Annotated in this window: 8 protein-coding genes; 5 read left to right on the top strand and 3 right to left on the bottom strand. The window is 61.8% G+C overall.

Annotated elements, in window-relative coordinates; genetic code table 11:
• Positions 1 to 91 precede the first annotated feature (91 nt).
• A complete protein-coding gene (locus LQ215_RS28380) occupies positions 92 to 1,081 on the bottom strand; it encodes a 2-hydroxyacid dehydrogenase (protein WP_230153571.1) in 990 nt (329 codons plus the stop codon).
• A 207-nt stretch (positions 1,082 to 1,288) separates the two neighbouring features.
• Positions 1,289 to 4,039, bottom strand: coding sequence for a response regulator (locus tag LQ215_RS28375; RefSeq protein WP_230153570.1), 2,751 nt, complete (start codon positions 4,037 to 4,039; stop codon positions 1,289 to 1,291).
• A gap of 955 nt (positions 4,040 to 4,994) precedes the next feature.
• Between LQ215_RS28375 and cysM the strand changes: the two genes are divergently transcribed.
• The 5 genes from cysM to LQ215_RS28350 all read left to right on the top strand — a co-directional run bounded on the left by cysM (position 4,995) and on the right by LQ215_RS28350 (position 11,084).
• On the top strand, positions 4,995 to 5,897 hold the full coding sequence (gene cysM, locus LQ215_RS28370; RefSeq protein ID WP_024617526.1) for a cysteine synthase CysM: 903 nt from the start codon (positions 4,995 to 4,997) through the stop codon (positions 5,895 to 5,897).
• Positions 5,897 to 7,267 (top strand): 23S rRNA (uracil(1939)-C(5))-methyltransferase RlmD, encoded by a 1,371-nt coding sequence (gene rlmD / locus LQ215_RS28365; RefSeq protein ID WP_230153569.1) that lies wholly within the window; start codon positions 5,897 to 5,899, stop codon positions 7,265 to 7,267. The genes cysM and rlmD overlap by 1 nt, the downstream gene beginning before the upstream one ends.
• A gap of 100 nt (positions 7,268 to 7,367) precedes the next feature.
• Complete coding sequence (relA, locus tag LQ215_RS28360) at positions 7,368 to 9,614, top strand: GTP diphosphokinase (RefSeq protein WP_058542575.1); 2,247 nt, start codon at positions 7,368 to 7,370, stop codon at positions 9,612 to 9,614.
• A gap of 70 nt (positions 9,615 to 9,684) precedes the next feature.
• The gene (gene mazG, locus LQ215_RS28355) at positions 9,685 to 10,518 is read left to right on the top strand and encodes a nucleoside triphosphate pyrophosphohydrolase (RefSeq protein ID WP_230153568.1); all 834 of its coding nucleotides are present in this window, start codon (positions 9,685 to 9,687) and stop codon (positions 10,516 to 10,518) included.
• Positions 10,519 to 10,544: 26 nt separating this feature from the next.
• Positions 10,545 to 11,084, top strand: coding sequence for a DUF2058 domain-containing protein (locus LQ215_RS28350; RefSeq protein ID WP_230153567.1), 540 nt, complete (start codon positions 10,545 to 10,547; stop codon positions 11,082 to 11,084).
• Positions 11,085 to 11,224: 140 nt separating this feature from the next.
• Here the strand turns inward: LQ215_RS28350 and LQ215_RS28345 are convergent, their stop codons facing one another.
• Positions 11,225 to 11,419 carry a hypothetical protein gene (locus LQ215_RS28345; protein WP_025215049.1) on the bottom strand — a complete coding sequence of 65 codons (195 nt, stop codon included), beginning with the start codon at positions 11,417 to 11,419 and terminating at the stop codon, positions 11,225 to 11,227.
• Positions 11,420 to 11,686: the final 267 nt, after the last annotated feature.

Raw genomic sequence — 11,686 nt, 5'->3', positions numbered from 1 at the left:
CGATGGCGGCGGATCAGTCAGTATCGATGTTGACTGACACGCCGCTATCGCGAGCAAGCTCGCTCCCACAGGGTTTGTGTAGGTTTAAGGTTCAGCCGTCCACCAGGTTTTGCGGCGTGCCGGCCGCCCAGGCGGCGATGTTGTCCAGGGTGGTCATGGCAATGGCGGCCAAGGCTTCATGGGTCAGGAACGCCTGGTGGGCGGTGATGATCACGTTGGGGAAGGTCAGCAGCCGTGCCAGCACGTCATCCTGCAAGGGCAGGTCGGAGCGGTCCTTGAAGAACAACTGGGCCTCTTCTTCATACACATCCAATCCCAAATAGCCGAGCTGGCCGCTTTTCAAGGCTTCGATAAGGGCCGGCGTATCCACCAGGCCGCCGCGCCCGGTGTTGATCAGCATGGCACCGCGTTGCATCGAGGCCAGGGTGCGGGCATTGATCAGGTGTCGGCTTTGTTCATTGAGCGGGCAATGCAGGCTGATGATCTGCGCCTGTGCGAGCAGATCGGCCAAGGGCAGGTAGCGGGCGCCCAAGGCTTCGACCTGCGGGTTGGGGGAGGGGTCGTAGGCCAGCAACTGGCAACCGAAGCCGGCCATGATCCGCGCGAACGTCGCGCCGATCTGCCCGGTGCCGATCACCCCGACGGTCTTGCCCACCAAGTCGAACCCGGTCAGCCCATGAAGGCTGAAATTGCCGTCCCGGGTGCGGTTGTAGGCACGGTGCAGGCAGCGATTGAGGGCCATGATCAACGCCACGGCATGTTCGGCCACGGCATGGGGCGAGTAGGCCGGCACCCGGACGATGCTCAAGCCCAGGCGCTTGGCGGCAAGCAGGTCGACGTGGTTGTAGCCGGCCGAACGCAGGGCGATCAGCCGCGTACCGCCTTCGGCCAGCCGCTCCAGCACCGGGGCGCTGAGGTCATCGTTGATGAAGGCACACACCACTTCATGTCGTTCGGCCAGGGCCACGGTGTCGAGGTTCAGGCGAGCGGGCTGGAATTGCAATTGAAGGCCTGCGGGCGTCGGGGCCTGGGTGAAACTGTCGCGGTCGTAGGTCTGGCTGCTGAAAAAAATCACGCGCATGGCGGCCTCCTGGCAGAAAAAACAAGCCCGTAGGCGCTGTCGAGTGCTACGAGGCTGCGATCTTTACGCTGACAATTGAGTCGCAAGCGAAAGATCAAAAGATCAAAAGATCAAAAGATCGCAGCCTCGCTTCGCTCGACAGCTCCTACGGTCCGGGGTAGGAGCGTGGATTTTCAGTGATTCCGATTTCCAGGGTATTGCCCTGGATCAGGCGCTGATACGCGCCTCGCTGGCCAGGCGGTTGATGGCCCGCTCCAATTCTTCCAGGGCGGCGGCGGCCTTGGGGTCCTGTTGCTTGAGCAGGGTTTCGCTGCGCTGGCAGGCCGCCCGCAATTGCGGTACGCCGCAGTAGCGGGTGGCGCCGTGCAGACGGTGGACGCGCTCTATCAGGGCGTTCTGGTCGTTGGCCTCGCAGGCCTGGCGAATCGCTTCGCGGTCGGCTTCCAGGGATGCCAGCAGCATCGCCAGCATGTCCGCCGCCAAGTCGGCCTTGCCGGCGGCCAGGCGCAGGCCTTCTTCGTGATCGAGTACCAGCAGTTCGCTGCCGCCCTGGGCATCGCCACTGCGCTCCGGTGACTGGTTGCGCAGGGCCAGGCCAGTCCATTTGAGCACCACCTGGGCCAGTTGCCGCTCGCTGATGGGTTTGGTCAGGTAATCATCCATGCCGCTTTGCAGCAAGGCGCGTTTTTCGTTGGCCATGGCGTGGGCAGTGAGGGCGACGATCGGCAGCGGCGTGCAGTGCCGCTCGCTTTCCCACTGGCGGATCGCCTCGGTGCTCTGGCGACCGTCCATGCCGGGCATCTGCACGTCCATCAGGACCAGATCGAAAGTTTCCTTCTGCACAGCCTTGACCGCTGCATAGCCGCTTTCCACGGCCAGCACCTTGGCACCCATGTCTTCGAGCAGGGTTTGTACCAGCAGCAGGTTGGCCGGGTTGTCGTCCACGCACAGCACTTTCGGGGCACGGCTGGACACCGGCTCGTGGGGTTCGCTGCGGGCCGGGCGCGGGTTGGCCAGGTCGGAAAGCGCGCGGCGCAACTTGCGGGTGCAGGCCGGCTTGGCCTGGAGCTGGCTGTGAGGGTTGGGCACCGAAAGGTGGTACAGGGTCTGTTCGGTGGTGGGGCACAGCACGAGCACTTTGCAGCCCAGGTGCTCAAGGTCCCAGATGTGTTGGTTGAGGCGCTCCGGTGGCATGTCGTTGCTGGTGATGCCCAGCACGGCCAGGTCGATCGCCTGATCGGTCTGGTGGGCGATGGTGATGCCGTTGGTCAGGCTTTCCAACGTGTTGAACGGTGTCACTTGCAGGCCGCAGTCTTCGAGCTGGTGCTGCAAGGCCTGGCGGGCCAGTTCGTGATTCTCCAGCACCGCCACGCGCCGGCCCAGCAACGGTGGGCCGGGCAGGTCCTCGGCATCGTCACGGGTCTTGGGCAGGCGCAGGCTGATCCAGAACTCCGAGCCTTCGCCCGGCGTGCTGTCGACGCCGATCTCACCGCCCATCTGTTCCACCAGGCGCTTGGAAATCACCAGGCCCAACCCGGTGCCCCCCGGTTGCCGCGACAGCGAGTTGTCAGCCTGGCTGAACGCCTGGAACAGCGCTCGCACATCCTGGTTGGACAGGCCGATACCCGTGTCCTGGATACTGATGCGCAACTGCACGCTGTCTTCGTGCTCGTCTTCGAGCATGGCCCGGGCGACGATGGTGCCCTCGCGGGTGAACTTGATGGCGTTGCTCACCAGGTTGGTCAGGATCTGCTTGAGGCGCAGTGGATCGCCCACCAGCGACAGCGGCGTGTCCCGGTAGACCAGGCTCACCAATTCCAACTGCTTGGCATGGGCGGCGGGGGCGAGGATGGTCAGGGTGTCTTGCAGCAGGTCGCGCAAGTTGAACGGAATGTTGTCGAGCACCAGCTTGCCGGCCTCGATCTTCGAAAAGTCGAGGATCTCGTTGATGATCCCCAGCAGGCTGTCGGCGGATTTCTCGATGGTGCCCAGGTAGTCGAGCTGGCGCGGGGTCAGTTCGCTTTTCTGCAACAGGTGGGTAAAACCGAGGATACCGTTGAGCGGCGTGCGGATTTCATGGCTCATGTTCGCCAGGAACTCGGATTTGATCCGGCTGGCTTCCAGGGCTTCCTTGCGGGCCAGGTCCAGCTCGATGTTCTGGATCTCGATGGTTTCCAAGTTCTGGCGCACGTCTTCGGTGGCCTGGTCGATGCTGTGCTGCAATTCTTCCTGGGCGTTCTGCAAGGTACTGGCCATGCGGTTGATGCCCGAGGCCAGTTCGTCCAGCTCCTGGCTGCCCAGCGGCGGCAGGCGGGTTTCCAGGTGACCGTCCTTGAGTTGCGCCACGGCCTGCTTGATCTGGCTCAGTGGGCGATTGATCGTGCGGCCCATGCGCAGGGCCAGCAACGCGGTCAGGCACAGGCCGGCGGCGATCAGTAGCAGGCTGGCAAACATGCTGCGATAGCCGCGCAGCAACATGCCGCTGTGGGACAACTCCAACTCGACCCAGCCCAACAGGCGGTCGGATTCTTCGGGAATCAGTTCGCCCGCCAGGTTGCGGTGCTTGCCGAATACCGGCAGCAGGTAGCGCGTGGCGTCGTTGCCAGTGCGTTGCAGTAGCTGCGTGCTGTTGCCGTCCGGCGCCCGGTTGAGCATGGTCGGGCCGGCGTGGGCCAGCGGTATGCGGTCGGGGGTGAGGAAGGTTACGGCGCGCACGTCCGTCTGTTCGAGGGACTGGGTGGCGATGCGCTCCAGTAGATCGGTGTCCTGGCGGCTCATGGCCGGGGCGACCAGCGGCGCAAGTTGTTCGGCGATCATTTCACCACGTTGCAACAACTGGGCGTGCAGGTCCGATTGCTGCATCCAAGTGAAATAGCCGCCCAGGACCAGCGCCATCAGGCTGGTTGGCAACAGGGTCAGCAACAGCACACGGCCTTTGATTCCCAGTTTGTTGAGCACACTTGTCTCCTGCATCCAGCGGTCTGATTGAGCCGTGCGCGCATCCGGCACGCATTACCAGGGCAGTGTAGCGATTTGCGGGCGAGGGATCTTTGTAAAATTCATGTCGGCCGTGCATGGATCCTGCCAGGATGCTGGGAGCACAGCGTCAGGGAGTTGAATGCGGGGTTCATGTTGCGCTGACGAAGCAACTCCATAGGCCTCACCCCCGCGAACCTGTTTGATCCTCTTCTACTCCCGTTGTAGGTCACGTGTCCGCTCGCCTTCCCCAGTCGCCAGCCACACTTCACTGACACTCAGCAAACGGGCCAATTGCGCCATCCGCAACCTTGGTACACCCCGTGCGCTCCAATTCGTCAGGCATTGAGGGCTGATACGTAGCACTTCGGCAAAGGCTGAAGGAGAGATGTCGTACTCCTCCAATAGGTTGCGCAAGCGTTGCCCGCAAGCCCGCCGGGCGCTGGGCTGCGGATCTCTTTGTTTCCACGAAGCATTGACCATCGTTATTGCTTTGCATCCCGCTTGTACGTTTAGCGGCACAACTGTAAACAACACGGTGGAAAGTCAGACAGTCTTGAACGCTTGGTCATCAAGATAAAAGGAACAAGCCCACAAACAGGCAGGAGAATGCTTACAGACGGCGCTTACCACAGGCATATATGCACGACCTGAGGTCTCAGATCTGTAGGAAAAGGATTGTATGGGGTGCAGGATCCACTCCCAAGACTTGGGCATCATGCGCAATGTAGTCTTGTTTAAGGGGGCGTTTGAGCCATTTGGTCAGGTAATGCCCACAGGCCAGCAAGCGCGAGTCCATGCCGAGGCAGCAGGGTCTTTCATCACTCCTTCGCCCCGCTTATTCCCATAAGCCATAACCCCCTTACTTTGCGTGATATGGCCTCGCCAGGTTTGCCGGTATGATAGGCGCCCCCGCAGCCCGGATTGCGAATACGCCATGACTTTGCAGTACCCCACCATCGCCGATTGCGTCGGCAACACTCCGCTGGTCCGCTTGCAGCGCTTGCCCGGCGTGACCACCAATACGCTTTTGCTCAAGCTCGAAGGGAATAACCCGGCGGGTTCGGTCAAGGATCGGCCGGCGCTGTCGATGATCACCCGTGGCGAATTGCGCGGGCAGATCCGGCCCGGCGATACGCTGATCGAGGCGACCTCCGGCAACACCGGTATTGCCCTGGCGATGGCGGCGGCGATCAAGGGCTACAAGATGATCCTGATCATGCCCGACAACTCCAGCGCCGAGCGCAAGGCGGCGATGACGGCCTATGGTGCCGAGTTGATCCTGGTGACTCAGGAGGAGGGCATGGAAGGTGCCCGGGACCTGGCCGAGCGCATGCAGGCCGAGGGCCGTGGCAAGGTGCTGGACCAGTTCGCCAACGGCGACAATCCCGAGGCCCACTACACCACCACCGGTCCTGAAATCTGGCGCCAGACCGACGGCACGATCACCCATTTCGTCAGCTCGATGGGCACCACCGGCACCATCATGGGCACCTCGCGCTACCTGAAAGAACAGAACCCGAACGTGCAGATCATCGGCCTGCAACCGATGGAAGGTTCGGCCATTCCTGGCATTCGTCGTTGGCCCGAGGAGTATCTGCCGAAGATCTACCAGGCCGAGCGCGTGGACCGCATCATCGACATGGCCCAGAGCGAAGCCGAGGACGTGACCCGTCGCCTGGCTCGCGAAGAAGGCATCTTCTGCGGCGTGTCTTCGGGCGGTGCCGTGGCGGGGATGCTGCGCCTGTCCAAGGAAGTTGAGAATGCGGTGATCGTCGCGATCATCTGCGACCGTGGCGACCGTTACCTGTCGACCGGCATTTTCGACGCGCCCAACTGATGGCCAAGCAAGAAAGAGGCTTGCGCTTCCAGCCCAGCGGCGGAAGCCGGGCCCCGCAAGTGCCCACCGGTAAAAAGCAGCGTTTGACCATCGAGCGTCTGGCGAACGATGGCCGGGGCATCGCCTTTGTCGAGGGGCGCACCTGGTTTGTCATCGGCGCCCTGGCCGGCGAAGAGGTCGAGGCGCGGGTACTCGGTGCCCACGGCAAAGTGGTCGAGGCACGCACCGAGCGTGTGTTTCTGCCCAGTGAACTGCGTCGCCCGGCGCCGTGCATCCATGCCGGTCGTTGCGGCGGTTGCAGCGTCCAACATTTGCCCCATGACGAACAACTCGCCCTGAAACAGCGCATGCTCGCCGAGCAACTGTCGCGGGTGGCCGGGGTCGAGCCCGACGAATGGGCCACGCCGTTGAGCGGGCCGGAATTCGGTTATCGACGTCGCGCCCGGGTGGCGGTGCGTTGGGACCAGAAAGCGAAAAAACTCGAAGTCGGTTTCCGTGCCGTCGGCAGCCAGGACATCGTTGCCATCGGTGATTGTCCGGTGCTGGTACAGCCCTTGCAGCCGATCATGAGCCGTCTGCCGGACATGCTGCGTCGTTTGAGCAAACCCCAGGCGCTGGGGCATGTGGAGTTGTTCGCCGGTTCGTCCCTCGCGGTATTGCTGCGGCACATGGCGCCGTTGTCGGTGGCCGACCTGACGATCCTCAAGGACTTCTGCGCGTTCCATGAAGCCCAGTTGTGGTTGCACGGTGAAAGTGAACCGCAACCGGTCGAGCCTGGGCAGGCCCTGGGGTTTCGCCTGGATGCCTGGGACCTTGAGCTGGCTTACCGGCCCGGAGATTTCATTCAGGTGAACGCCGGGGTCAACGAGGCGATGATCGCCCAGGCCCTGCAATGGCTGGCGCCGCAAGCTGAAGAGCGGGTGCTGGATCTGTTCTGCGGCCTGGGCAACTTTGCCTTGCCGCTGGCCAAAAGCGTGCGCCAGGTGGTGGCCGTCGAAGGCGTGCAGGCCATGGTGGAGCGTGCGGCGGCCAATGCCGTCAGCAACAATTTGCATAACACTGCCTTTTTTCAGGCCGATTTATCCCAGCCTCTGGCGGATGCCGAATGGATCGGCGAGGGCTTTTCTGCGGTACTCTTGGACCCACCCCGTGATGGTGCTTTCGAGGTGGTGCGCAAGCTGTCGTCCCTGGGTGCCAAACGGTTGGTCTATGTATCGTGCAACCCGGCAACTTTGGCCCGGGATACGGTCGAACTGATCAAGCAGGGCTACCGGTTAAAACGTGCCGGGATTCTCGATATGTTTCCTCAAACGGCACATGTCGAGGCCATGGCGTTATTTGAAGCGAGCCAGGATGGCTTGTCCGACTGACCCGTTCGTGCCAACGCGCCACAGCCCTGGGCGCAAACACGGGCATGAAGGTCAGCGAAGTTGACGCATTGAATCTGCGTCGTAGGGAAGGTAAGTAAAGATGGTACAGGTGAGAGCACACCAGCCGATCAACACCGACGGCAGTATCAATCTCGAGGCTTGGCTCGATCACGCGGTCAGTATCGATCCGGCACTGGATCGCGAAGCCTTGAAAGCCGCCTGCGAGTTCGCTCGCGAGGCGGAACAGCAACACAACGCAGCGAAGAACCTGTGGTCCGAAGGCACCTCGAGTTTCCAGACGGGCCTGGAGATCGCTGAAATTCTCGCTGACCTCAAGCTCGACCAGGATTCTCTGGTGGCGGCGGTGTTGTACCGCGGCGTGCGCGAAGGGCAGATCCAGCTACCGGTGGTCAGCCAGCGTTTCGGCACAGTCGTGGCCAAGTTGATCGACGGCGTGCTGCGCATGGCGGCCATCAGCGCCAGCCTCAGCCCGCGCCAGTCCATGGTGCTGGGCACCCAAGGCCAGGTGGAAAACCTGCGCAAGATGTTGGTGGCGATGGTCGACGACGTGCGCGTCGCGCTGATCAAGCTGGCCGAACGCACCTGCGCGATTCGCGCCGTGAAGTCTGCCGATGACGAAAAACGCAATCGCGTCGCCCGGGAGGTGTTCGACATCTATGCACCCCTGGCCCACCGTCTCGGCATCGGTCACATCAAGTGGGAGCTGGAGGACCTGTCCTTCCGCTACCTGGAGCCCGATCAATACAAGCAGATCGCCAAGTTGTTGCATGAGCGGCGCCTGGATCGCGAACGCTTCATCACCGATGTGATGACCCAACTGCGAGAAGAACTGCAGGCCACCGGCGTGGTAGCCGACATCAGTGGCCGGGCTAAGCACATCTACTCGATCTGGCGAAAAATGCAGCGCAAGGGCCTGGAGTTCAGCCAGATCTACGACGTTCGCGCCGTTCGCGTCCTGGTCCCGGAAATGCGCGACTGCTATACCGCGCTGGGGATCGTCCATACCTTGTGGCGGCACATTCCGAAGGAGTTCGACGACTACATCGCCAACCCCAAGGAAAACGGCTATCGCTCGCTGCACACCGCTGTGATCGGCCCCGAGGGCAAGGTGCTGGAAGTGCAGATCCGCACCCATGCCATGCACGAGGAAGCCGAGCTGGGCGTCTGCGCCCACTGGAAGTACAAGGGCACCGACGTCAAGTCCGGGTCCAACCACTACGAAGAGAAAATCTCCTGGCTGCGCCAGGTGCTCGAGTGGCATGAGGAACTGGGTGACATCGGCGGCCTGGCCGAACAGCTGCGCGTCGATATCGAGCCGGACCGGGTCTACATCTTCACCCCCGACGGCCACGCCATCGACCTGCCCAAGGGCGCGACGCCGCTGGACTTCGCCTACCGGGTCCACACCGAGATCGGCCACAACTGCCGTGGCGCCAAGATCAACGGGCGGATCGTGCCGCTCAACTACAGCCTGCAGACCGGTGAACAGGTCGAGATCATCACCAGCAAGCACGGCACGCCGAGCCGCGACTGGCTGAACCCGAACCTGGGCTACATCACCACCTCGCGGGCGCGGGCGAAAATCGTCCACTGGTTCAAGTTGCAGGCTCGCGACCAGAACGTCGCCGCCGGCAAGACCTTGCTCGAACGTGAGCTCGGTCGCCTGGGCCTGCCGCAGGTGGATTTCGACAAGCTGGCCGAAAAAGCCAACATGAAAACCGCCGAGGACATGTTCGCCGCCCTCGGTGCCGGCGATCTGCGCCTGGCGCAGTTGGTCAACCTGGCCCAGCAACTGGTGGAGCCGGAGCGGGGCAACGAACAACTGGAGCTGATCCCGCGCAAGGCCACCGGCTACAAGCCGGGCAAGCGCGGCGATATCCAGATCCAGGGCGTGGGCAACCTGATGACCCAGATGGCCGGCTGCTGCCAGCCGCTGCCGGGGGATGCGATCGTCGGCTACATCACCCAGGGCCGTGGCGTGAGCATTCACCGCCAGGATTGTGCCTCGGTGCTGCAACTGGCTGGTCGCGAGCCGGAGCGGATCATCCAGGTCAGCTGGGGCCCGGTGCCGGTGCTCACCTACCCGGTGGACATCGTCATCCGCGCCTACGACCGATCCGGTCTGCTGCGTGACGTGTCCCAGGTGTTGCTGAACGAGCGGATCAACGTGCTGGCGGTCAACACCCGGTCGAACAAGGAAGACAACACCGCGTTGATGTCCCTGACCATCGAGATTCCGGGGCTGGATGCGCTGGGGCGGTTGCTGGGGCGGATTTCCCAGTTGCCGAACATCATCGAGACCCGGCGTAACCGGACGCCGGGGTGATTCCTAGCCACTAATGTGGGAGCGAGCAAGCCCGCTCCCACAGGGTTTTGTGTGTGATGAGACGGACTTAATGTACAGCCTTGAAGACCTGCTCCACCTGATGAACCGCCTGCGGGACCCGCAGTACGGCTGCCCGTGGGACATCAAGCAAACCTACCGGACCATCGTCCCCCATACCCTGGAAGAAGCCTATGAAGTGGCCGATGCCATCGAGCGCGGCGATTTCGATCACTTGCAGGGCGAGTTGGGCGACCTGTTGTTCCAGGTGGTGTACTACAGCCAGTTGGCCCGGGAAGAAAACCGTTTCGAATTTGCCGGCGTGGTCGACAGCATCACCCGCAAGCTGATCCGTCGCCATCCCCATGTGTTTCCTACCGGTGACCTGTATGCGCCTGTGGATATCCCGCGCCTGAGCGAAGAACAGGTCAAGCAGCGCTGGGAGGAAATCAAGGCAGAGGAACGGGCCGAGAAAGCCTCGGCGCCCGAGCAATTGTCGTTGCTCGACGATGTACCGGGGGCGCTGCCGGCGTTGTCCCGTTCGGCGAAGCTGCAAAAGCGTGCGGCTCAGGTGGGTTTCGACTGGCCAGGCCCGTTGCCGGTGCTCGACAAGGTGCGGGAGGAACTGGACGAAGTGCTCGAAGCCATGGCCGACAACGATCCGGTGGCCATCAGCGATGAGATTGGTGATCTGCTGTTCAGCGTGGTGAATCTGGCCCGTCACCTCAAGGTCGACCCGGAAACTGCACTGCGCGATGCCAACGGAAAGTTCGAGCGGCGGTTCCGATTTATCGAACAAGCATTGCGCGACACCCACCGTCCCAAGGAAGATTGCACCCTCGAAGAGTTGGACGCCTTGTGGGGCGAAGCCAAACGTCAGGAAAAGAATTTGCCCAGCTGTGGCTGAGGCCGTTGCCTAAGTGAGTAAGCACCATGAGCCTTTCCCTTCGCGACCAGTTGCTCAAAGCAGGGCTGGTCAACCAAAAGCAGGCCAAGCAGGTCGGCAAAGAGAAACAGAAGCAGCAACGCCTGGCCCATAAAGGCCAGATCGAACTGGATGACTCCCAGCAGCGTGCCGCCCAGGAGGCCATGGCCGAGAAGGTCAAGCGCGACCAGGAACTCAACCGTCAGCAGCAGGAAAAGGCCGAACAGAAGGCCCGGGCCGCGCAGGTCAAGCAATTGATCGAAGTCTCGCGCCTGCCGAAGCTGACCACTGAGGACTATTACAACTTCGTCGACGACAAGAAGGTCAAGCGCATCTCGGTCAATGCCCTGATGCGCAACAAGCTGAGCAGCGGCTCGCTGGCGATCGTCCACCATGCCGGCGGCTACGAAGTGATCCCGCGCGAGGCGGCCCTGAAGATCCAGGAACGCGACCCCCAGCGTATCGTCCAGCTCAACACCCAGACCGAAGAGGTGGATGCCGATGATCCGTACGCGGCGTATCAGATTCCGGATGATTTGATGTGGTAAGCGGGGCGCAATGCCATTGAGCTGAAACACAAAACCTGTGGGAGCGAGCTTGCTCGCGATAGCGTCGTATCAGTCAATGTCTCTGTCACTGATAGACCGCTATCGCGAGCAAGCTCGCTCCCACAAGTGTTTTGTGTTGCTCAGGATTCTGCCATTTCACGCGAGCGCAGTCGTTCTTCACGCTCCAGCTCAGCCTTGTAGCTGTGGGCGTCCGTCTCGGAGTGGAACATCCCCACCAGCAGATCCTGTTGATGCACATCCCAAATCCGGATACCGGCGGCAATCCCTTCGTGGGACATGTGGGCGTCGTCGCGTTCAGTTACTTTCACAGTCATCTTGCAAGCTCCAATCTCTGTTATCTGCAGCAAGGCGTGTGCAGGACTTTGTTATAGATTTTGGTAGCGTGCTAAGTAAACGCTTCGGCGCGTTAAGAAGTTTTCATGGAAAGCGCAGCAGTCCTGCAGGCCAGGCAGTGCGCGGCATTCGGTCGCAGGTGGTTTTTCATGAAGAAGTTTTCATGTTGCCGCGACACTCCTTGCGTGCAAGCAAAACCCCTGTGGGAGCGAGCTTGCTCGCGATAGCGGCCGCACATTCAATATCGA

This window comes from Pseudomonas brassicacearum, from assembly GCF_918698105.1.
In the GTDB taxonomy this organism is placed as follows: Bacteria; Pseudomonadota; Gammaproteobacteria; order Pseudomonadales; family Pseudomonadaceae; genus Aquipseudomonas; species Aquipseudomonas brassicacearum_F.
This window is presented reverse-complemented; position numbering and strand designations above follow the sequence as displayed.